Raw genomic sequence first — 23,530 nt, 5'->3', positions numbered from 1 at the left:
GGGCATCCTCAGCGTGCCGGGTCGCGGTAGCGGACGGGGTCCGGCCGGAAAAGGTCTTCGTCGAACTTGAAGCGCAGGCGCACGAACACGCCCTGCTGGGTGTACTCATAGCCGTTCAGGTCGCGGTCGCCGGCAAAGCCGGTCCAGTTGTAGCCGGCCGACAGCCACAGGTTCTGCCGCAGCAGGCGGCCGACCTCCATGCCGTAGGCGTACTGGTTGGCGCCGCTCTGGCCGCGGAACGTTGAGCCGAGCACGCCGATGTCCCAGTTTTCGGTGATGTCGTAGACCACGCGCGCCGACAGCAGCGTGGCACGGAAGTCGCTGTTGACCCGGCCACCATCGGCATAAGCGAACTGGTCCTGCTGCCACTTGCCGGCCACGCGGCCGGTGAACCACCACGGCCGCGACGGATGCCAATCGGCATGGGCAGAGACAATGTGCGCGCGGGTGCGCACATCCTGGCTGCTGCCATCCACCGTGCTGCCATCGACCAGGGTCAGCCCGCTTTCGTCGCGCTCGAGCTTGTACTCATAACGGGCCAGCGCGTTGATCCGGTTGCGGTCGGTATCGCGGTAGGCCACGCCCAGCTGGAAGCGATCCTGCAGCACGTCGCCGCGCGCGTCGTAGCGGGTGCTCAGCAGATAGTTGCGGGCCAGCAACGTCCAGTCGCGGCTGAGCTTGCGGGCCAGCATGAACTGCAGCAGCGTGGTGTTGAACGCCTCGTTGGTGTCGGTGTCCGGCACGTCGTCGGAGATGCGGTGTTCGGCCCGGATCGCACCGCGCCACAGTGGGTTGGCGCCGTAGTCCAGCGCCAGCGCCAGGCCGGTACTGTCACCGGTGCTGCCGTCGATCACCTTCACGTGCTCGGCCGAGCTGGACAGACGCAGGCCCTCGGCGATGTCCCAGTTGTTGCGGATGCCCGAGGCAGCCTGCACATCGCGGCCACTGATCGCATCGCGCAGGCGGTACTCGCTGAAGGTCTGGGTATCGCGCAGGTAGCTGCTGTCGATACCGAACACCAGCGCATCGGCCTCGCGGTCGGTAGTGGTGATGCCGTAGGCGCTGGTCAGGCCGGTCTGCTTTTCGTAGCGGCCATACAGGCGGCTGCGTTCAAACACCTGGTAATCCAGGCCGGCGGCCAGGCGGCGGCGGTCTTCGCCGCTCACGCTGTGCTCGATTTCGACACCACTGCTGAGCGTGTCGCTCAGCCGGTAGCCCATGCCGAAGCGGGCGCTGTCCGACTCCAGCTCGGTGCCCACCGGCAGGTCGCTGGTGATCGGGCTGCCGGTGCTGTTGCCGTTGATCACCATCAACCCGGTCGCCGGATCCAGCGCCTGCTGGCCATAGCCGAGTGCGCCGCCACCGGCACCGGTGGCGAAGCCGCCGGTCAGCCCGCCGGCGTTGCCGAACGGCACCCCCGACGACCACGGCGAGGTCACGCCGATGGTCTCGCGGATGCTGCGCACGCCCAGGTCCACGGTCAGACGCTCCGTGGCGCCAATGCGCACCCCGGCGCCGCCGGCATCGCGCTCGCCACCGTCGGGGTTGCGGTCTTCGCTGCGCAGCCCTTCCACGTAAAGCTCCAGGCGCGGCCCAAGCTGGTAGGCGACGCGGGCGTTGTATTCACCGCGGCCACCGTACAGAGGCGCGGCCGGGTTGTTGAAGGCAGGATCGGTGCGGGCGGCGAACAGGCGCGCTTCCAGGTTTCCGGCCTGGTGCGCGAACTCCACGCGCCAGGCATCGCCTTCCACCTCGCCGGTGACGTCCTTCAGTCCCTGCGAGGTGATCTGGTTGATGCTGTTGGTGTTGACCTCGCTCTGGGTGCGTGCGAACTCGGCCACCAGCAGGGTGTTCTCGCCGAAGCGGTAGCTGGCGTTGGCGCTGCCCATGCGGAACTGCGCATACGGGTTGCGGTCATCTACTGCCGCCGCGCCGACTTCCAGCCGGTCGGTCAGCTTGACCTGCGCATCGGCGCCCACCACCCAGAACTTTTCCGTGGCCTGGTCCAGCTCATAGGTGATGCGCAGCGAGACCGGGTTGAGGTCGCTGTCGAACGCTGGCAGGAACTGGTTGAGCAGGATGCGTCCGGAGAAGGGCTCGAAGCTGTAGTCCACCAGCCGCGCCAGCGGCCGCACCGAGACGATGCGGGTGGGCTGGTTGCGGTCACGTGAGATGACTTCCACGCGCTCGCTGCCTTCCAGCACCGCATTGTTGCGCAGCGCATACGGGCCACTGCCCTGGCTGCGGAACTCTTCGATCACCTGGCGCAGGGAGTCTTCGATGGCAAACACATTGCTGCGCACGCGTTCGCTTTCGAAATGCCAGCCCAACCCGGTGGCGGTGCGGTTGTAGGTACCCAGGCTGCGCTGCGGGATGGGACCGCTGCCGCCGAGGCCGGTGGCCGTGGCCAGGCCGTCACCGGTCTGGAAATCGCCGTACAGCAGGTAGCTGCGCTGGTTGTCGATTCGCACGTACAGGCGTTCGGCCGAGCGCGCGTCGAAACCGCGCAGCGACGAGTCGCCGTAGACCGGGTAGAACTCTTCGGGCTGGATGTCGCGCAGCAGGCGGCCACGGGTGTCCTTGTCCGAATCGTAGGCGGCGGTCAGCAGGGCATCGCCCTTGATCCGGCCCTTTACAAAAAACGCGGTGCGCGCGGCAACGTTGGCCTTGCCGTTGTTGAACTGGCGTTCCCAACGGCGGATGTCGCGGTCGAACGCGTCGGTGTGCTCCACCGGCGAGACCAGCCCGCCATTGCCATTACGACGGAAGTTGACCACGCCTTCGATCAGGCCGGTGGCGATCATCTCGCGCATCTCCGGCACGAAGCCGATGCTGCCCTGCGCGGTTTCGGCGCCGGCGGTGATGCGCAACAGGACATCCTGCGGCTCGTGCGGGGCGATCAGGTCGAACTCGGCCACGCCATCGACCACCTGCAGCTGCACGCCGGGGGTGACCTTGTCGGCGTCCAGCGCACCCGGACCGAGCTCATCGGTACGCGAGCCCGGCAGACGGATCCGGCCACCGCTGTTTTCAATCGTCGCGTAGGTGGTACCGGCCACCGCAAGGCCGCTGGGGTCGAGCAGCTGCACGCGCACATGCACCGGGCTCTGGCCATCGGCCGGCACGCCATCGCGGTCCAGTGCGACCACGATGCGGTCCAGGGCGCCGGCGGCGGCACGCACCGCCACCGGCGTGGCGTCCACGCTGGCCGGGCTGCGCGGGTACAGCGTGCTGGCATCCCCCAGCACCGGAGTGAAGCGGCCCGGCGTGCCCACGCTCTGGGCCATCGCCGGCAGGGTCGCCAGCGCACAGGCCAACAGGCTCAGGCGCGGCAGTTGGCGCACTACGGAGGCATGGCTCATGGCTGGCCCTCCGTCACTGCGGCAGCGGGCGGTGTGGCTCTGGGATGCACGATCGGTCTCTGGTTGGCCGTGTCGGTCGCCTGCTGCGGCGCCCGTGCGGGTTTGCTTTCAAAACGCAGCGGTGCCTGGCCGGGTTCGGTCTCCGGCGCCCGCACCTCGCCCTGGGTGCGGCGGGCCTTGACCTGCTCCAGCACCGGGTTTGCACAGCTGCCTTCGATGAAGTCGGCGCGGTGCAGCTCACCGTTCTTGAGATCCAGCAGCAGGCTGTCGGCATCGCCAAGGTTGCGGTTGCTGCTGGTGGTCAGGCGCGCACCGACCGGCAGCGTGCTTGCGTCCACCTTCAGCGTATGGCTCTGCGGCGGCAGGCCGCAGAAGCTGTACTTGCCTTCCGAATCGCTGATCACCCAGGTTCCGTCCGAGAAGTACAGGCGCACGCCCGGGATGCCGAGCTCCTCGCGGTCCTGCAGGTGGTTGTTGTTGCAGTCCATGAACACCTTGCCAAGCACGCAGGCCTGTTCGGTGAACACGCCACCGGTGACGCGCACGCGGTACTCGGCACGGTTGGAGGCCAGCGAACCGGGCAGCGGTGTGATTGCCACCGGATCGATGCAGCCGCCGGTGATGGAGCAGCCATGGGCCTGTGCACGGTTGATGCCATCGCCCTGCTGCGCGCCCACGCCCACGCGGACCCGGTAGGTCAGCACGATCTGGCCGCCGACGTTGATCGGCCCCAGTGCGAAGCCCAGTTGCGGGCCAGGCTTGCCGGCCGGGTCGGCCACTGCGCGGCCGTCGGCACGCGCGGTGCCGTCGATGTAGGTGAAGCCGCGCGGCAGGCGGTCGATCACGTTCAACGCGGCCAGCGCACTGCCGGCGGTCTGGCGCACGGTGATGGTGTACTGCACGGTGTCGCCGATCTCGGCGGTCTGGCGGTCACCGGTCTTGGTGATCGCCAGGCCCGTGGCCACCGCGGTATCCAGCGGCAGGTGGTTGTGCACGATCGCCGCCGTGGCCGAACCGGCGAACAGCGTGAGGTAGTACTGGGTGGCCGTGCCCACCGCGCCGGTCGGCGCCTGGGTGTTGGGCTGCACCACGTGGTTGGCACCGGCGCTGCCGGCCGGCGACAGCGCACCGGCCTGCGGCGGGATCATCGTCGACACGAACGTGTAGCCGCCTGGCGGGGTGACGGTCAGCTGGAATTCGCAGCGGGCCGGGGCGGCCGGGGCGAAGGCGAACTGGTAGAAACCTTCGCTGCCCACCGTCATCGCAATGGTGTTGCCTTCGATGCGGTAACCGCCACCGGCGGCGTTGAGCACGCCGGTACGCGGGTCATACCCGCTGCACATGCCCACCGGCGCCAGGCTCACTACCGAACCCGGTACCGGGTCGCGGGTGGTGGCGTCATACACCACGCCCGACGGGTCCACCGGCAGGCTCTGCTGCGGCAGGTGGTCACCGGCGCGCAGCACCACTTCCAGCTGGCTGGTGCCGTTGTCGGTGGTGCGGCAGGCGCTGACCCCACCGCGCGCGATCGCTGCGTCGGCGTCGCAGGCTTCCTGCACTCCGCCGGCGCTTTCGCGGGTGACCGGGAACGGCCACAGCACGGTCGAGCGCGGGTCGCGGAAGCGGATGTTCCACTTCACGCCCGGCACCACGTCAGCAAAACGGTAGCTGCCATCGGCCGCGGTCACGGTGGTCTTCGCCACCTGGCCGTTGGCCGGGTCCACCAGCTCCACGATCCAGGCCGGGAGGCGACTGTCGCCGCCATCCAGCAGCTGGTCGTCACTGCCCACGTCGAACCAGACGGTGCCGCCGACCGATGCGGCCAGCTGCACGCTGTTGGGCACGCGGCAGGCATTGTGGATGATGCTGTCCACGCATGCCGGCAGGTTGCCCACCTCGCCCTCGAACGCAGCACGTTCGGTCGCGGTCGGCGCGCGGAACGGGTTCTCGCCGCCGCCCTCCACCAGCACGGCATTGTTGACCGTGCCGGCCTCGGCTGCTGCTGCGGCCACGCGCACCGCCACGGCGATGCTGTCCGGCGATACCGCGCCGGCGGCCAGCACCCGCTGGCTGGTGCAGCTGAAACGCACCGCGCCGGGTTCGCCGGTACAGCTCCAGCCGGTCCCCACCGGCAGGCTGTCCAGGCTCAGGCCCGCCGGCAGGCGGTCGTGCACGGTGTACTCGCCTCGGCTCGGCTGCTGGCCGGCGTTGCGTACCTGGATCGTGTAACCGGCCAGGTTGTTGACCGTGAAGCGGGTGCTGGTGGACGCCTTGGTGACCATCAGGTCGGGCGAATCGCCGATCTCACCGAAGTTGTAGTCCAGCGCATCCACGCCCAGCGGCAGCACGATCTGGCTGATCGCCGACGGCACGCTGGCGCGGTCGCTGGCCACGCCGACAACGGCGGCGTTGACGGTGCCGGCGCTGGTGATGCCGTTGAGCGTCTGCGGCGGCTGGGTCGGCTCGGTCACGGTGTAGGTGCCCGGGCGCAGGCCTTCGAAGCGGTAGCGGCCTTCGGCGTCGGTGTTCGACGTGAGCGACACCGGCTGGCCGAGATCATCGGTGCCGGTCAGCACCACGCTGACCCCGGCAATGCCGCCTTCGCCGCTGTCGACGCTGCCGTTGTCGTTGCTGTCGTTGTAGACGCGGCCGGCAATGCTGGCGGTCGGAATCTCGCCGAAGTTGTTGTTCACCGACTGCTGGTTCACGCCCAGCACCACCGCGTTGATCTGCGAGGGCGCGGTACCCGGCGCAGTCACGCTGCCGCCGGTGCTGCCGGCCACGGTGCGGCCATCGCGGGTGCCGGTCGGCTGCTCCGGTTCGGTCAGCGCATAGGTGCCCGGCGGCAGCTCAGCGAAGCTGTAGCTGCCGTCGGCATCGGTCACGGTGTCGCGGCTGATCGGGTTGCCGGCCAGGTCGGTGCCGGTCAGCGTGATGCGTACGTTGGCCAGGCCGGTTTCGCCCGGATCCACCACGCCGTCATTGTTGCGGTCGGTCCAGACCTTGCCGCTGATCCCGCTGTTGAGCGGAATTTCGCCGAACAGGTTGTCCACCGAGGCGCTGCCCGGCGCAGTCAGGTCGATGGTACGGATCCGGCTGGGCACGGTGGTGATCGGTGTGGCAGTGCCACGGGGCGTTCCACCTACGGTGCCGGCGGTGGTGATGCCGTTGCTGGTACCGGCCGGCTGCTGCGGCTCGGTCAGGGTGTAGGTGCCCGGGCGCAGGTTTTCGAACGTGAAGTGGCCATCGGCATCGGTCTGCACGCTGAGGCTGACACTGGCGCCGGTATCGTCGGTGCCGCTGACCAGCACGGTCACCGCCTCGATGCCGGTTTCCGCCGCACCATTGCGCAGGCCGTCGTTGTCGACGTCGAAGAACACCGCGCCGGAAATCGCCACCGGCAGCAGTTCGGCGAAGTTCTGTTCGATCGATGCCTTGCCGGCCGGCAGCACGATCGCGCTGATCGCGCTGGGCACGGTGGCGACCGGGGTGGCCACGCCCGCAGCGGCGCCATCCACCGTGCCGGCACGGGTGATGCCGTTGAGGGTCGGGCCGCCGTTGAAGGTCGGCTGCGCCGCCTGCTCGGTCACCGTGTAGGTCCCCGCCAGCAGATGCTCGAAGCGGTAGCGGCCATCGGCGTCAGTGCCCGCAGCGGCTACCGGGTTGCCCAGGGCATCCACGCTGCCGGCCGGCAGCTGCAGCTGCACGCCGGGCAGCCCGGGTTCGCCGGCGTCCTGCACGCCGTTGTTATTGCGGTCCAGGAACACCGTCCCGGACAGCGACGCAGCGCGTTCGCCGAAGTCGTTGCCACTGGCGCCGGCCGCCGGCAGGTTGTCGAGGGTGATGAGGTTGCCCGGCTGCTCGCGGCCTTCGCCCAGCCCGGTCGGCTGGGTCTCGGTGATGCGGTAGTCCTGGCCTGCGATCGCGCCGGGGTAGCTGTACTGGCCATCGGCGTTGGTGACCAGGCTCACGGTGGTGTCATCGGGCGTGCCGAAGAGGCCGTCATTGCCGGCACCCACGATGGTGATGGTCACGCCCGGAATGCCGATGTCGCCGACGTCGTGGTCGCCGTCATCGTTTCGGTCCAGGTATACCGTGCCACTGATCGGTGCATTGGCCAGTTCGCCGAACAGGTAGCCGCTGGCATCCTGGCCGGCGCTGATGGCAATGGCGGAAATCACGTTGGCCACGGTGGTGCTGCCCGGCGTGGTGGCGTTGCCGGCGGTGTGCCTGCCGTCCAGGTAGCCGGCCGGCTGGGTTTCGGTGAGCGTATAGCCGGTGCCCGCCTGCGGCGGCAGCAGGTCGCTGAAACGGTAATTGCCGGTGCCATCGGTGGTGGCGGTGAAGGCCACCGGGTTGCCGAGCAGGTCGGTACCGGTCAGCGTCACGGTGACGTTGGCGATCGGATTCTCACCGGGGTCGCGGCTGCCGTTGTTGTTGTTGGCCGCTACGTTGGAGAAGTCTTCATAGACCGCGCCGCTGAGCGAACCGAGCGTCTCGCCGAAGTCGTTTCCGCTCGAGCCGGTAAGCGCGAGCGCAGTGAGCGTGATGACGTTGGCCGCGTTCTCTGCGGCATTCGCATAGCCCTGCGGCTGCGTTTCGGTAATGCGGTAGTTCTGCCCGACGACCAGGTTGTCGAAGTCGTAGCGGCCCTGCGCATCGGTCTGCACTACCACCGGCGCCAGGTCGTCGGCGTTGCCGAAGATGCCGTCCGCACCCGCACCGGTCAGGGTGACGGTGACGCCCTGCAGGCCGCCGTTGGCCTGCGAGTTGCGGGAGCCGGCATCACCGGCGTCGAAATCGCCGTTGCCGTTGCGGTCCAGGTACACATGCCCGGAGATGGCGGTGATGGCATCCTCGCCGAAGTTGAACGCGGTAGCGTCTTCGCCGCGCGACAGGTCGATGTTGCCGATCCGGTCAGTAGTTGCCGCATCGCCGGCCGCGCCAGTGGCCACGGTGCAGCCCACACAGGCGCCGGTGCCGACCAGGCCCGGGTTGATCGCGCTGGCGCGGTTGCGGTAGCTGCCGGTCGGCAGCACTTCGCGCAGCGTGTAGACCAGCAACGGATCCAGCGCATTGAAACTGTAACTGCCATCGGCGGCGGTGGTGGTGCTGGCCACCACCGTGCCGGCCGCATCGAGCAGCTCCACGGTGGCATTGGCGATCGGCGCATCACCGGCGTTGCGGGTGTTGCTGTAGTTGCTGTCGACGTAGACGAAGCCGGACAGCGCCGGGCGGCGAACTTCCGGGAAGTTGTAGCGCACTGCATCCACGCCTGCGCCGAGTGCGATGGTGGTGTAGACCGAGTTGGCGCTGGGCGCAGGATCCACCACGGCGAAGGTGCCGCCGGCCGAGGGCGCCAGGCCGCCCGTGCCGGGAGGGGCCACCGGGCCGTTGACGTAGGCGGCCGGCTGGACCTGGGTCACGCTGTAGCCGTCCGTGCCGGCGGGCGCGAGGTTGTCGAAACGGTAGGCGCCGTTACTGTCGGTGGTGGTGGTCAGGGCCACCACGTTGCCGTAGGCATCGGTGCCGGTGAGGCGGATCTCGATACCGGAGATGGCCGGCTCGCCGGGCTGCGGCGTGCCGCCGTCGGCACCGGTGCGGTCACGGTCCTGGAACACAACGCCGGCCAGCGACGAGCGCACCACGGTGTGGGTGCTGGTGCCTTCGTCATTGCCCGGGGTCGGGTCGAGCTGGTCGCTGGTGGCACGCGCGGTGTTGATGCCGGCGCCATTGGCCGGCAGCGTGGTCCAGCGCGCGGGCACCAGCACGCGGGTGCGGCCATCCAGCGCCAGGTCGCCCATCCGGCAGATGAGGTTGCGGCCATTCACCGCGCAGGTGCCGGTGCCGTTGGTGACCACACCGGGATCGGCGGTGGTGCCGGCCTTCTGCCAACTGGTGCCCTCACCGCCGCCGATCACTTCCAGCCCCACCGGAAGCGTATCGGTGACCACCACGCCATCGCCGCGCAGCGGGTTGTCGCCACTGCGGTCGCGCGACAGGCTGTGGCCGGGGCCGTTGTTGACCACGTCCAGCACGTACCAGAACGGCTGGCGCAGGCTGATCGTCGTAGCGGCGGCCGGCAGCGGCTGCGCCGGGTTGGCATTGGGCGCCAGCACCACGCTGGTCTTGGTCGTCGCCAGGTCCGAGCGGGTGCGGATGCTGGTTTCCTGCACGGCGCTGTTGTTGCTGGTGTCGCGCTCGGTTTCAGCCGAACGTGCGGTCACCTCGTTGAGCAGGGTCGCGCCGGTCGCCGGCGGCGCGCTCAGGTACTGGTACACCAGGTACAGGTAACTGGTCTGGTTGGCAGCGATCGCACCCTGTTCGGTGGTGGCTACGCCGACGCTGGGCATGCTGCACGACAGCGTCTGCGCCGCAGTGGTCGGGTTGCTGCTGCCCGGCGCCACGGTGCAGCGCGTACCCGGTGCTTCGATTGCGCCCTGCGGCGTGGTGTTGGTGCCGATGCGGCTGCCGACGAAGGCAACGTTGGCACCGCTGGCCGGGGTGATGGTGTCCTCGATCACGGTGCGGGTGGCCAGCGACGGGCCATCGTTGCGCACGCTCACCTGGTACAGGATGTAGTTGTTGGCTTCCTGGCCCGCGCGCGAATCGAAGCCCAGCGGATCCACCGCGCCTGCGAAGTTCTGGTCGATCTTGTTGACGATCAGGTCCACTTCACCGGCGGTGAAGTCCAGCGCGGCCGCGCGCACGTCATCGTCGGTGCGGCTGTTGTAGTTGTAGCTGCGCCCGTTGCCATCCACACCGCTGGCGGGGACGGCGGTACCGGTATTGGCCGGGTCGAAGTAGAAGGAGCCGTCGTTGGTGAAGCGGCGGCCGGTGTTGCCGCTGTTGACGTTCGGGCGGATCACCACCGTCATCGTCTGCGTGGAATTGTTGGCCATGTCCAGCGGCGCGCAGGTCAGCCGCAACGTGGCCGGCGTGCCGCCGGTGTTGAACCACGAGGTACCACCCGGCGCGGGCGCCGAGCTGATCGCTGCGTCGTTGGCGGTCACGCTGCACGCGGTGTTGCCGCCGCCGGTGCGCACCGCCGAGACCAGCACGAAGCCGGCGTCGTTGGCCGGCAGGGTGAAGGTGTCGCTGTACACCACGCCCCGGGCCGTGGAGGGGCCACGGTTCTGGTAGGTGATGCGGTAGGTGGTGTTGACGCCGGCGCGCCCGGGGCTGCCCGAGGTGATGTCCTTGGCGGTGGTGGCCATGTTGGCCACCGGATCGATCTGCACCCAGTCCGAGGCCGAGTTGTTGCTGGCGTTGGCTTCGCCGATCGAGCCGCTTACGGTCGGGTCGATGCTCACGCCCGCGGTGTTGCAGAAGCGGCCGGCCTGCAGTGCCACGCCGCCGCAGCTGCCTGCGGCCTGGCTCTGGCTGTCGAACAGGCCGCGGTTGACGGTGAATGCGATGGTCGCAGTGGCGCCGGCGGCCAGCGCGGTGGTGCCGGAGCGGCAGATGTAGCCGCTGCCGACCACGTCGCAGGTCCAGCCAGCGGGCACGGCGTCTTTGGTGACCGTGGTGACGCCGGTGACGAAGCCCGGAATCGGGTCGTTGACCACCACCCCGGTGGTGGTCGCGCCGCCGTTGCTGACCTGCAGCGTGTAGGTCACCCCGGCATCGGTTTCGCGGATCACGTTGTCGGCATCGCCGACGTTGTTGGTGCGCTTGGTGATCGACAGGTCGGAACGCGCGTCCGTGGCACGGCTGCCTGCGCCGGTGCAGTCGTTGGTCGTGTTGGGGTCCAGGTCGATGCCACCCGCAGTGGTCGGCTCGGCAGACCCGCCGCTGCCGCCGGTACAGGCGGTGTTGTTGAGCGTGCCCTGCAGGCGCGCCAGCGTGTACAGGGTCAGCGCGGCGGAATTGCCGTTGACCGCGACCGGGTAGCCGCCGCTCTGGGTACAGGTCACCAGCTGGCCAGTGGTGCCGTTCCATGCACGGTCGGCGATGCAGCTGAAACCGCCCACGGTGACCGGCGTGCCCGGCGCATACGGTTGGCCGTTGGCGTCCACCCACTCTTCGCCCACGGCCAGCGCATCGACCAGCTGCAGGTTGCCGGTCACCGTGCGCGGACCCAGGTTCTGCGCGCGCAGCGCGGAGGTCATCACGCTGTCCGTGCGCAGGCCGGTGTTGTTCCAGACCGGCACCAGCGCTGGCGCCTTGGTCTTGGTCATGCGCAGATCGGCGCCGTCGGGGATGACGGTCAGGCCGACGCTGCCGGCATTGTTGGCCGGCACCGGATCGGGCGTGGTGGCAGTGACCTGCGCGGTGTTGCTGACCGTGCCGCTGCTGTTGGTGCCGGTGGTCGGCACCTGCGCGGTGATGGTGATGCTGGCCTGCGCGCCCGGCGCAAAGTTTCCGGCCAGGCTGCAGGTGCGCACGCTGTTGTCGGTATCGCTGCTGCAGGTCCAACCGGCGGGCGCGGTGCCGCCGGTGATGACAAAGCCGGTCGGCAACGGATCGCGCACGACCACGCCGGTGGCCGGGCTGGGGCCATCGTTGCGTACGGTGAGCGTGTAGGTGACCACCGAACCGGCAGCCGCCGGCGCCGGGGATACCGACTTGGACAGCAGCAGGTCCGCGCCGGCTGTCACTGCGGTGGTGACCTGCGCGGCATTGTTGTCCGGCACCGGGTCGGGCACATTGCCGGCGTTGACCACCGCCGAATTGACGATGTTGCCGGTGCCTACATTGACCTTGCCACGGAACGAATAGCTGGTGGTGCCGCCCACCGCGAGCGTGCCGTTGTAAGTTCCGTTCTGCTGGGTGAACGCCCAGTCGGCGCCGGCCGGCGTGCCGACCAGGGTGACGTTGGGCGGCAGCGTGTCGGCCACGCGGAAGCCGGTCGTCACGCTGGGGCCGTTGTTGCGCACAGTCAGGGTGTAGACGATCTCGCCGCCGCCGATCACCGGGTCCGGCGTAGCGCTCTTGCTCAGTTCCAGGTCGGCTGCGGCCTGGATGGTGGTGTTCTGGCTGGTGCGGTTGTTGGCAACGTTGGTATCGCTGCCGAAGAACGGGTCGGTATTCTGCAGCGTGCTGATCGGTGTGGTCGCCGGCGGCAGTGCGCTGGCGAAGCCGATCGCGGCGCGCACGGTGATCGTGGCCGGCTGCGAGGCAAGGGTGGTGACCGGCAGCTTGAACTCATACGGCGCCGTGGTGGCATTCAATGCGGGGTTGGTGCACACCACGCGGGTGGTTCCGGCGGCGCCGGCCGAGCTGCTGCAGCCTGCCGGTGCGGTGTTGCCCAGCGCAGTGCCGGCGGGCAGGTCAAACAGGGTCACGGTGCCGCTGGCGGTATCGTTGGCGCCGTTTTCGACCTTGACGTTGTAGATCACCGTGGTGCCAGCAGGCACCGGGTCATAACCGGTATCGGAGAAGTCGGTGATCTGCAGGTCTATCGCCAGAGCGGTCAACGGCGAGACCAGCAGCAGGATGGCCAGGACGTGCAGGCAACGCACGCGCCATGAGGGCGCTGCCGCGCGCTCGAACGACGACACCGCCGCGCAGAGAGCTGCGCGATCGCTATGGCTGGACATGTGTTTTCCCCTGTTCCGGTCGTTGCAGCGTTCGCAGGGAACGTCAAACGATGCGTACTTTCCGACGCAACCGGTCCAGACGTTCCCTGTCAGAGCAATCCCGGCGGTGCCGGGCGGGGCGAATTGTGATGTTGGGGTGAAGGCAAGTCAGTGCCGGCGGCTCACGCACGCTCACACTGCCTCACGCCGCCCCGCCGGGCGGCGGATCAGACGGTCAGGAGGTAGCCCTGGCCGCGCAGCGCGCGGATCGGCAACTCCACGCCGGTGGCGCTGCGCACGCGTGTACGCAGGCGGTGCACCAGTACATCCAGGCGGTGCGGGTCGAAATCCCAGGGAGCGTCGGTGATGTTGGCGATCAGCTGCTCGCGGGTGACCGCCGCGCCTGCGGCGTGGAACAGCCGCTGCAGCACACCCCGCTCCATTACCGTAAGCGCCAGCGTCGCGGCGGTCGGTGCATGCAGGGTCCAGTCGTCATCGGCGAGGCGCCAGCGTGGCGGCGGCGCTGTGGCAGCAACTGCCGGACCGGAGGGCAGCAGCGGCAGGCGACGGCGAAGGCTGTGCAGGCCGGCGACCAGCACATCCATGTCCGGGGGTTTGACCAGGTAGAGATCGGCGCCCTGGGTCAGCCCCAGTGCCATGTCGCGCGCATCACTGCGGCCGGTCAGCATGACGATGCCGATCGACTGCGACGCGCGCAGATGGCTGGCCACCGCGTAGCCGTCCTCGCCCGGAAGGCCCACATCGAGTACCACGATGTCGCAGCGATCGCTCAGCAGCGCGCGGTACAGCGCTTCGGCGCTGCCCAGGCCGCGCACGGTCGCCCCGCGCCAGGCCAGCTCGTCCAGCAGCAGCGCCTGCAGCTCGGCGTCGTCTTCGACCACCCAGACATGCAGTCCTTCCAGTTCCCGTGCTGCCGTCACGCGCCGTCGCATCCCCCCGGTCCAGCCTGCAGTCTAGCCGCGTGGAGCGGGTGAGCCAAATCCGGTGATGCGCGACGTCGTGGATGCCACTTGTCCCAGCCCGACGCCGCAGGCAGCGTGAAAGGCCACCACCTTCATGGATGCCCCATGCCCGAAGCTACCCTGCGCCCGGACCCGCTTACCCCGTTGCTGCGCCAGCGCCTGGAAATCTCGCTGCCACCGACGCAGCGTGCGAGCACGTGCAGTGACGTAAGCATGCTGCTGCGTTCGGTGGAGAACTTCCCGCTACAGACCCATACCGCACCGCCATCGGATCCCGACAGCCGCTGGGCAATGGCGAAGGTGTACCAATGCCTGGTCGCGCCCAGGCCAGGCGCCGCAGCGGGTCCGTTCAGCGCTGAGGAACGGGGCACGTTGCACCTGGTGCATTACCTGCACGAACTGGAATCAGCCCCGTCGCTGGACCCTGCCGCTGATCCCGCCATTCCACGCCCGCAAAGTCATATCCACGCCCACCTGCTGCGCGAGCTGCACCGCGAGTTCCTTCTGTTGCCGTTCCCCGTGCCGCAGGCCTGGCAGGAACTGGCCGTGCTGGCAATCGGCGCCGAAATGGTCGTGCACGGCCTGCAACGTGGCATCCAGCCCACTGAAGTGAGGGTGGTGGGGTTCCAGGAGCTTCCCCCGCAGCCCGCCCAACACGGAGGCGGGCTGCAGTTGCACCTGGCGGCGTGGAACGGCGCCACTCCGCCAGAGCGCCCCGCCGCCACGGCGAATCCAAATGTCTGGGACCCGAACAACCCACTTGGCAACGAGCTGGATCTGCTGCGCGCACCCCTGCAGATGAACTGGATCGGATTGTCTCCGCCTTATTCGGCCGGAACGCCCATCTCCTGCAGCAGCCCCGGCGCGGGATAGACCTTGGCCAGCAGCCAGCGCAGGTAGCGCATGTCCACGTGCACCGCGCGCTTGAAGCGCGGGTCGAACCACCAGCTGGCGCTGACCGATTCCCAGTTGCTGTCGAAGTTCAGCCCAATCAGCTCGCCGCGCGCATTGAGCACCGGCGAGCCGGAGTTGCCGCCGGTGGTGTCCAGGTTGGTCAGGAAATTGACCGTCTGGGTTTTCAGCACGGGATCGGCGGTGCTGCCGAAATCACCCTTGGCGATCGCCGCCAACAGCGGCTTGGGCGCATCGAACGGGTACGCGTTGGTGTTTTTCTCCACGATGCCGGCCACGGTGGTGACCGGGTCGAAACGCACCGCATCGCGCGGCGACAGCGCTTCCACCTTGCCGTAGCTGATGCGCAGGGTCCGGTTGGCATCCGGGTACACCGCGCGGCCCTGCTTGGCACGCCAGGCAAACAGCGCCTGCATGTAGGCCGGGCGCAGGCGCAGCTGTTCGCCTTCGCGTTCCTTGCGCTGGTCTTCCAGGCGCAGCTGCGCGGTCACCAGCGGGCCGGCCAGGTCGATGAGCGGGTCGTGCGCCAGCGGCCTGCCCTCCTTGGCGGCGGCAAAGCGGCTCAGGCGCTCGGCTTCGTCACCCAACCGGGTGCCGCTGTAGAGCGCGTCCAGTGCCTTGGCCAGCGCGGCCGGGGTACGGCCGAACGCGGCGTCGAACTCGGGCACACGCTGCGCATCGGGCAGCTGCTGGTAGCGGGTCAGCAGGTCGGTCAGCAACGCCTTTTCCACGGACGGCGCATAGCGGCGCTGGACCTGCTTGAGAGTGCCCTCGATCAGCGCCTGGTCGCGCTGCTGGTAGCCGCTCTCACGCTCGGCATCGGGCTTGGCCGATTCGATGCGCAGGCGCTCCAGCAACAGCGCCGAACGCAGCAGCTGGCTCTGCGCGGCGGCCTGTTCCAGAACGAAATCGCGCTCGCCCATCGACGCGCCCTGCGACAGCGAGCCCAGCAGGGCCTGGATGTCCGGCTGCAAGGCCGCATCGGTGGCCTTCAGCATCGCTGCTTCGTCAGTGGCGCGCTGGGTCCTGGCATCGCTGCGCAGCAGGCCTTCCAGCTCACCGGCGGCACGCTTGCGGTTGTTCTTCAACGACTGCAGCTGCGCGGCATAGCGAGTGCGCGCCTGCGCATCCTTGGCGGTAGCCGCTTCAATGGTATCGATCATCTGCTGGAACACCGCCACCCGGCGCGGCAGCACCGTGTCGATCTGGCCGGCGAACTCGGCCGCCGTGCGGTGGCGGTAGGTGATGCCCGGGTAACCGGCCAGCATCGCGAAATCACCGGTCTTCGGGCCATCGATGGCCATCTTCAGGTGCGCCGGCGGGTGGTAGGGCACGTTGTCCGGGCTGTAGGCGGCCGGCTTGCCGTCCTTGCCCACGTAGGCGCGCAGCAGGGTGAAATCGCCGGTGTGGCGTGGCCACATGAAGTTGTCGATCTCATCGCCGTAGTTGCCGATCGCACGCGGGGGGGCGTAGACGAGGCGCACGTCGCTCAGCTCCAGCTGGCGGATGCGGTAGAAATCGGTGCCGTAGTACATGTCGGCCACGCTGCAGCGCACGTTGCCTTCCTGCTCGCATTCGGCCACCAGCCGCTTGCTGGCGCGGTCCACCGCGTCGAAATAGGCGCGCCCGGTCTTGCCGCGCGCATCGCGCAGCACCTCATCGGTGACCTTGTCGAAGCCGGTGGTGACCAGCACGCGGAAATCCGGATTGGACGGGCGCTCATCGCTGCGGCCCTGGGCGATGAAGCCGCCGTCGATCAGGTTGTGCTCGGCGGTGGTGTTGTACTGGATCACGCCCATGGCCACATGGTGGTTGGTCAGCAGCAGGCCGTCTTCGGAGACGAACGAGCCGGTGCCACCACCCGCACGGACCACGGCACTCAGCGGTGCCGCGGTCACGTTGGCCAGGTCGGCCGGGTTGCCTTTGAAGCCTGCAGCTTTCAGCGGCTTGGCCAGGTCCGGCAGCTGGGTCGGCATCCACATGCCTTCGTCGGCGTGGGCGCCGGCGGCGAGGGTGAGGCCAAGGGCCAGGGCGGCGCTGAGGGGCTTGCGTGCGGGCATGGGTGCATCCAGTACGGCGGAACGAGCGGGCACCTTAGCTACTGGGGGCCGGTGGGGCAACGCCCGATGGTCAGGGGTGGGGCGGGGCCGATCCCCGGCTGTGTTCCGGCGGCGCAGGGTCGGTTCCCAAACGACCGCCGACCCTGGTCGCGATCTCTTTGACGCATGGACCTGTGCAATTGCATGGCTGACGGGCGCGATGCCGATTGCTGCAATGCCATCACCGGGCGCTGGCGCCGCGTCGGCGGTCGATTGGGATGCGACCCTACCGGTGTCGGGCCCGCTATCGCGCGGGCGGCGGAGGCCCGGTGTCGATCATTCCCGCGGCCGTGCCGGGCGAGCGCCCGGCCGGCAGCCAGGCAGGGCCTGGTTCTACTTTTCTTTTCGCCAGTTGAGGGAGCCGCGGTTTTCTACCGTGCTGGACTCGATTTCGATGTCGAAGCCACGGCGCAGCAGGTACTTCAGCGTGAGTACCGAACCGCTGCCAACCAGCGAGACGCCGTAGCCGACGTACAGCTTGGGCGAGATGTACTTGCCCACGCCGATCACCGAACCGCCCAGCGCGCGCGACTGGCTGACGCCGGCATCGTCCAGCCCGAGCCTGGCACCCAGCTGCGAGGCCAGCAGGCCGCTGCCGGCCGACAGCGCAGCCGAGGCCGCGTTCACCTGCTGGGTCTGGTCGCTGCTGGCGCCGGTGAGGCTGCGCCCCAGCACCAGGAACGCCAGCGCTTCGGACTGCGACATCGACGGCTCCGACCACACATCCACCCGCGGCGATTGCGCGCGGCCGGTCACGTCGATGCCCGCCGTGACATCACCCACCCGGCGTTCGGCCCGGATGTTGATGCGCGGATCGGACACCGCGTTGAAGTTCCAGTTGAGGTTGCCGCGGGTGATGGTCAGGTCCTGCCCATAGGCCTTGTAGCGCCCGCTCACTTCCAGCGCGCCATTGGCGGTCATCTCGCGGCCCGGCCGCGACCACACCTGCATCTTGCCGCCCAGCCCGCCCTTCAGGCCGAAGCCGGCCATGCGCACGTTGTCGCCCAGGCTCACGGTCAGGTCCATGTCCAGCGGCAGGCTCGGGCCTTCCTCCGGATCGGCCGGGTCCAGCACCACCACGTCTTCGGACACCGACGTACCGCGATCCAGCCGCTCCAGGTCCAGGTCCGCCTCGGGTACATGCACGGTGCCGCGCAGCTGCATGGCGGCCTTGGCCAGGGTGAAATCGAGGTTGGGGTTCGCCACGATGCGCAGTTCCGGCGTGTTGGACAGCAGCACGTTCTCGCCGTGGATATGCAGCTGCAGCGGCTGTGCATCGCCGAACCACGACAGCCCGCCGTCGACATACAGCGTGCCCTTGCCCGAGTTCGCCTGCGCGGTGATCTTCGCCGAACCATCCGGCTGCGCGGTGAAGCTGCCGCTGCCCTGGTCGAAGGTCAGGCCCAGTGCGGGGAACTCGCCCTTGAAGTTGCTCAGCTTGGCATCGCCGCCCAGCGATGGCGTGCCACGCGTACCGCGCAGGCTGACATGGCCCTCGATCAGGCCGGTGGGGCGCACGATGTCGGGCGAGAACAGCTCGATCCAGTACAGCCGCGACATGTTGAGGTACAGCTCACCGTTGAGCGGCGCGTTGGCGTCCCAGCCGGTCTGCACCTTGGCATCGACGAAGCCGTTGCCCTGGAAGCCGACACCGAGCTTGGCGTTGATCTGCGCCGGGGTCATTTCGAGCGTGGCCGAGAACTGGTCGTAGCGCACCAGCTCGCCGCGCGCGTTGTCGCCCAGGCGGATGCCGCCTTCCAGCGAGGCGATCCTGGCGCTGCCTTCCCAGGCATTGCCGCGCGGACGGATCTGCCCATCCAGGGTGATTTCGCCGCGCAGGTGCAGCCGTCGCCCGGATTGCGGCGGCAGCCACGGCTGCACCAGCGCCAGCGGCAACGCGTCGCCGCGCACCTTCAACCCATCGCGCGGCCAGTTGGCGCTGGCGCACAGCGCGCCGCCGGTGGCCGCGCCCAGGCAGGTATCGGACAGGGTGAAGGCGCTGCCCTGGATGCCGAAGGTGGCCGGTGCGCGCAGGGCCCATGCATCGCCCTTGACCGGTGCGATCCGCAGCGCGGCGATATCGCCCCGCCAGGCATTGCCCTGCTGGCGTACCCCGCCCTCCAGGGCCACCGCGCCCAGTTCGTTCCTGGCCTGCGCATCCAGCCGCAGGTTGGACACGCTGCCGCGTGCGTTCACGTTGATCGTGTCCAGCAGCATGCCGGCCTGCACCTTGGTGCCCTGCAGCGCCAGCGTGCCGTTGCTGCCCTGCCACGGCAGGCGGCCACGGATGCTCAGCGCTTCAGCGCTGTAATCGGCATAGCGCAGCCCACTGCCGACCAGGTCGGCAGTGATGTCCGGTGCGGTACGCGGCCCGCGCACCTGCACCTGGCCACGCAGCGTGCCGGTGCTGCCGGGCATCAGGTCATCCAGCTGCACTGGTTCCAGCTGGGCCTGCACATCAAGACGATCACCGACGCTGCCGCGCGCGGTCAGGCGGCTGTTGCCCACCGCCAGGCGCACGTTGCCTTCGCCCTGCTGCCCGCGCAGCGCAAAGCGGCCCTGCCCATCCACGCGGCGGTTGCGCAGCATGCCGTTGATGCCGGGCACGTCCACGGTGGCTTCGTAGATGCCGGCGGTACCGGCCGGGCTGCCCGCCGGCGGCGGCAACTGGCGGCCCTTGGAGGCCACGTTGCCGGACAGGCGGCCATCCCACCCGGGCACGAAGTAGCCGGGATCGAATGCAGCCAGCTTGGCGGCCACGTCCCAATCCAGTTGCGGCGCCCACGCCACCTGGCCGGTCACGTCGAGCGCGCCGCCAGGGGTCTTGGCCTGCAGCTGCTCGATCCGGGCGGCGGTGTCGCTGCCGCGCACATCGAACGTCAGGTCGGCCGATTGCTGTTCGCGCTCCACAGAGGCCGTGCCGACCGCCGCCCAGTTCTTGAGCGTGCCGGCCAGGCCCATGCGCGCTTCGTTGAGCGTCACCGGCACCGGCTTGGCCGCGCCTGGCGTGGCGGGATCGGCTTCGGGAACGAAGGTCAGGTCGTTGGCGACGATCGAAAAACGCAGGCTGGCATTTTCGCGGTCACGGAAATCGGCGGTGCCCTGCAGCCGGGCCTGGCCACCAAAGCCCTTCACCACCAACGGCGACACGGTCAGCACCTGGTCGGCAAGGCCGACCTTGGACGGCGCCAGCTCCACGGCCAGCTCGCCCTGCTGGATGCGGCCCTGCAGGTTGGCCTGCCCGCCCTTGCCGCTGGCATTGAAATCCAGCGACAGCGGCGTGCTGGTGCTGCCATCCATGCCCGGCACCAGCAGTGCCAGATCCAGTTCCTTGCTGCGCGCACTGGCCTTCCACACCGGCTCATCGCGGCCGTCGAAGATCAGGCTGGCCTGCAGCGGCGCGGGTGCATGCCCGGCCAGCGCGATTTCCATGCGGCCCAGATTACCCCGGGCCACCAGGCCCAGCCGCGCCGGGGTGCGCCCGCGCGGGGCCGGCAGCACCGCGCCGATGGTGATGTCGGTGGAATAGTCGTTGCGCGGCACATAGCGGCCGTCAACGCGGAAATCGCCAAGGTCGCTGTCGACCTTCAGCTGGCTCGCGCGGAATTCGCCATTGGCCACTTCCAGTCCGCCGCGCAGCCTGGTGATGTCGATCAGCGGTTCCTGCGCCTGGGTGATGCGGAAGCCATCAATGGTGATGGTATCGGCCTGGATCGCCAGTGGCATCTCGATCTGCGGCAGCGAACCAGGCCACGAGGGCATCTCGAACGGTTCATCGCTCTTGGCCAGGTTCAAGGTGGCGTTCGTGATCTGCAGCGCATCCAACTGCAGCTTGCGGCCCAGCAGCGGGCGGATATCCGGATCCAGATAGGCGCGCTCGGCGGTGAAGTGGATGTCGTCGTAGCGGAAATCCAGGTTGTGCAGCACCAGCGGCCCGGCCACCGGGCCATCAACCTTGCTCCAGGTCAGCGTGGCACCCACCGGCAGCCGCGCCACCACCTGGGCCAGCAGCACATCACGCCCGGCCACGGTCTGCAGCAGCCAGTACAGCAGCAGCAGCGCCAGCAGTACCAGGCCCAGCACGGTAAAGCCGGACCATGCCCAGAACCGGCGCCTGCGGTAGAAACGCACGCGCGGTGGCGGCGGGGTGGGCGCGGTCGAGGTCGGCGTGCTCACAGGTCGGCCCCCACGCTCAGGTACAGCTGGAACTTGGAATCGGGATTGTTCAGGCCGTGGGCGATATCCACGCGCACCGGGCCCACCGGGGATTTCCAGCGCACGCCGAAGCCCACGCCGGTATGCAGGTCGATGGTGTTGTCAAACGCGCTGCCGGTATCGACGAACACCGCGCCGCCCCACGGACCGCCCTTGAAGTAGTGCTCGTATTCGGCCGACGCGGTCACCAGATTCTTGGCGCCCAGCGCGAACTTGTCCGGTGGCGGGGTACGTGGGCCCACTTCACGGAAGGCGTAGCCACGGATGCTGCGGTCGCCACCGGCGAAGAAGCGCAGGCTCGGCGGCATCGCCACCAGATCGCTGGTCCAGGTGGTACCGCCTTCGCCGCGCAGGATCAGGCGGTCCGCATCACCGACCGGAATGAACCAGCGCAGCATCATGCTGGCCTGCACGAAGCTGGTATCCGAGCCCGCGCCTTCAATGCCGCCGCGCACGGTGGCGCTGCCGCTGATGCCGCTGCGAGGGGCCAGCCGGTCATCGACGTTTACATAGTCGGCCACCAGCTGCGGGTACACCAGCGTGGAAGTGTTGTAGATCGCACCGGTGAATTCGGTGCCCGACGCATAGCGCCAGCGCTCGCGCAGGGCGTTGATCGAGGCGATGGCGGTCCAGTTTTCGTTGATTTCGCCGCTGCGGCTGCCGATCAGCTTGAAGTTGCGCAGGTCGATGTAATCGGTCTGCTCGTCGTAGGCGCTGGCGGTAAGCCCGTACCAGCCGTCGAGCCACTTGAACGCCGGTACCCGGTAGGTGGTGACCAGACTCTTGCGTTTCTGCGCATAGTCCAGCTGGGTGTTCATCTTGTGCCCGCGGCTGTTGAGGAAGCGCCGCTCCAGGCCCCCGCGCACACCGGCGCCGCTCTCGCTGCCGTAGCTGATACCGGCGGTGTAGATGCTGCGCTTGGCCCGGGTCAGGGTGACATCCACCGGCACGTTGCCGTTCCCGTCGGCCTGGTCCGGCTGCGGCTGGATGTCGATGACGCTGAAGTAATCAAGCTTGGTCAGCGATTCGCGCAGGCGGTCCAGCTTGCCTTCGTGGAAGTAGCTGCCCTTTTCCCAGTACACCAGCGGGTCGAACAGGCGCTCCACGAAGTAATCCTGGTGGAAGCGGATGTCGCCCATGTTGTAGCGGCGGCCGCTGTCCCAGGTGAGATCGATGTCGGCCGCATTCTCGGCACGGGTGATCTCCACCCGGCGCTGGGTGAAATCGGCGTCGAAGTAGCCACGCTCGGCCAGGCGCCGGGTGATGGTCACGCGGCTTGCGTCGTACAGCGTATGCTCGAAGCGCTGGCCCTTGCGCGGCCGGAAGTTTTCCAGGTCTTCCTGCAGGTACTGGTCCAGCTGCGCCGGTCCGGTGATGTCGATGTTCTCGCGCCGCACCAGGGTCGGCGGGCCACGGTCGACGTGGATCACCACGCGCAGGTTGTCGCCTTCGCGGGGGCTTTCGACCTTGATCACCGGGTTGTAGTAGCCGAACGGCTCCAGCGCCCGCCGGGTCTGGCGCTCGGCCTGCGACAGCAGATATTCCAGCCGCGATTCGCCCTGGACCTTGCCGATGGTGTCATACAGCGACAAGGACACCTCGATGTTTTCGATCATCTCGGCATCGTCGCTCCTGTCCAGGCCGGTGATGTCCACCTTCTCGATGGTGCCGCGCGCGTGCGCGGTCGAGGCGGCGGCCAGCGACAGGAACATCAGTGGCAGGGCGTATTTCATTGAAATCATGGGCAACAGGATAGCCGGACGGGTCGAGCGCGCAACAAGGGGAGCAGCCAGTGGCTCACCCCAGCAGGTCTAGGAAGGCCTGCCAGTCGCGCGGCGGCGACACGAAGATTTCATAGACGCCCGTGCCCTGGCCCGACTCGATGCACAGGGTGAAGAACCGCGGCGGTGCCTGCGGGTCATCCGGATCGGGTTGGCAGACGAAGTAGCTGTCCGCCCCGCCCTGCGTCTCGCGCATGCCAATCACCTGCACGTCCGGCTGCAGGGTCAGGTTGGTGGCATCCCATGCCACTCCGTCCGCAGAGGTGGCTTGCTCACGCAGCAGCCTCACCGGTCCGGACCGATAACTGTCTTCCGGCAACCAACCTTGGGTGAGGTAGCCACCAGGACCAACGAGTTCGGCGGTCAGAGTGCGTCGTGCGTAGGTTTCAAAGTTCAGTTCAGGATCCCGCAGCGCGGTCAGCGCATGCTCCTGGGCCGAGGAGAGGAGGGAGGCAGCGGTAGCTGCAGGGGTCCGCGGGGGCTGAGGGCCGAGCGTCTTCAATACCGCACCGGGACCGCTCCGTTCGATCTGCATGTTCTTCTTCCAGGGGTATCTGCACGACGGCACAGGCCGGGCAATGATCGCCGTTGGCCCGCTGCCTCGGCGTGAAGAGGGTGTTGGCAAGGCGCCCGCGCAGGCAACGAAGGTGTCCGTGC

Annotated in this window: 8 protein-coding genes; 1 reads left to right on the top strand and 7 read right to left on the bottom strand. The window is 68.4% G+C overall.

All coding sequences use genetic code 11. The features are described from left to right. Positions 1 to 8: 8 nt before the first annotated feature. The 3 genes from ACGFZ3_RS13805 to ACGFZ3_RS13795 form a co-directional block, all read right to left on the bottom strand. Complete coding sequence (locus tag ACGFZ3_RS13805; protein ID WP_392922112.1) at positions 9 to 3,362, bottom strand: hypothetical protein; 3,354 nt, start codon at positions 3,360 to 3,362, stop codon at positions 9 to 11. Further along, on the bottom strand, positions 3,359 to 12,904 hold the full coding sequence (locus ACGFZ3_RS13800) for an SdrD B-like domain-containing protein (RefSeq protein WP_392922109.1): 9,546 nt from the start codon (positions 12,902 to 12,904) through the stop codon (positions 3,359 to 3,361). The genes ACGFZ3_RS13805 and ACGFZ3_RS13800 overlap by 4 nt, the downstream gene beginning before the upstream one ends. 206 nt (positions 12,905 to 13,110) lie before the next feature. Further along, positions 13,111 to 13,824 (bottom strand): response regulator transcription factor, encoded by a 714-nt coding sequence (locus ACGFZ3_RS13795; protein ID WP_392922106.1) that lies wholly within the window; start codon positions 13,822 to 13,824, stop codon positions 13,111 to 13,113. A 147-nt stretch (positions 13,825 to 13,971) separates the two neighbouring features. Between ACGFZ3_RS13795 and ACGFZ3_RS13790 the strand changes: the two genes are divergently transcribed. Continuing rightward, on the top strand, positions 13,972 to 14,739 hold the full coding sequence (locus tag ACGFZ3_RS13790) for a hypothetical protein (RefSeq protein ID WP_392922103.1): 768 nt from the start codon (positions 13,972 to 13,974) through the stop codon (positions 14,737 to 14,739). Here ACGFZ3_RS13790 and ACGFZ3_RS13785 read toward each other — a convergent pair. The 4 genes from ACGFZ3_RS13785 to ACGFZ3_RS13770 form a co-directional block, all read right to left on the bottom strand. After that, positions 14,691 to 16,838, bottom strand: a complete 2,148-nt coding sequence (locus ACGFZ3_RS13785; protein ID WP_392922100.1) for a S46 family peptidase — start codon at positions 16,836 to 16,838, stop codon at positions 14,691 to 14,693. The genes ACGFZ3_RS13790 and ACGFZ3_RS13785 overlap by 49 nt on opposite strands. Before the next feature lie 372 nt (positions 16,839 to 17,210). Further along, positions 17,211 to 21,053, bottom strand: coding sequence for a translocation/assembly module TamB domain-containing protein (locus tag ACGFZ3_RS13780; protein WP_392922097.1), 3,843 nt, complete (start codon positions 21,051 to 21,053; stop codon positions 17,211 to 17,213). Then, positions 21,050 to 22,834, bottom strand: a complete 1,785-nt coding sequence (locus ACGFZ3_RS13775) for an autotransporter assembly complex family protein (RefSeq protein ID WP_392922094.1) — start codon at positions 22,832 to 22,834, stop codon at positions 21,050 to 21,052. The genes ACGFZ3_RS13780 and ACGFZ3_RS13775 overlap by 4 nt, the downstream gene beginning before the upstream one ends. 55 nt (positions 22,835 to 22,889) lie before the next feature. Then, complete coding sequence (locus tag ACGFZ3_RS13770; protein WP_392922091.1) at positions 22,890 to 23,408, bottom strand: hypothetical protein; 519 nt, start codon at positions 23,406 to 23,408, stop codon at positions 22,890 to 22,892. Positions 23,409 to 23,530: the final 122 nt, after the last annotated feature.

Origin of the sequence: Stenotrophomonas sp. NPDC047960, assembly GCF_043204395.1 — a bacterium.
In the GTDB taxonomy this organism is placed as follows: Bacteria; Pseudomonadota; Gammaproteobacteria; order Xanthomonadales; family Xanthomonadaceae; genus Stenotrophomonas.
Note: the sequence above shows the minus strand (reverse complement) of the source record. Positions and strands in the feature narration are given on the sequence as shown.

Excerpts from the sequence above, each read along its gene's own strand:
- ACGFZ3_RS13785 (WP_392922100.1), bottom strand. The coding sequence starts at position 16,838 with ATGCCCGCACGCAAGCCCCTCAGCGCCGCCCTGGCCCTTGGCCTCACC.
- ACGFZ3_RS13775 (WP_392922094.1), bottom strand. The coding sequence starts at position 22,834 with ATGATTTCAATGAAATACGCCCTGCCACTGATGTTCCTGTCGCTGGCC.
- ACGFZ3_RS13805 (WP_392922112.1), bottom strand. The coding sequence starts at position 3,362 with ATGAGCCATGCCTCCGTAGTGCGCCAACTGCCGCGCCTGAGCCTGTTG.
- ACGFZ3_RS13790 (WP_392922103.1), top strand. The coding sequence starts at position 13,972 with ATGCCCGAAGCTACCCTGCGCCCGGACCCGCTTACCCCGTTGCTGCGC.
- ACGFZ3_RS13800 (WP_392922109.1), bottom strand. The coding sequence starts at position 12,904 with ATGTCCAGCCATAGCGATCGCGCAGCTCTCTGCGCGGCGGTGTCGTCG.
- ACGFZ3_RS13770 (WP_392922091.1), bottom strand. The coding sequence starts at position 23,408 with ATGCAGATCGAACGGAGCGGTCCCGGTGCGGTATTGAAGACGCTCGGC.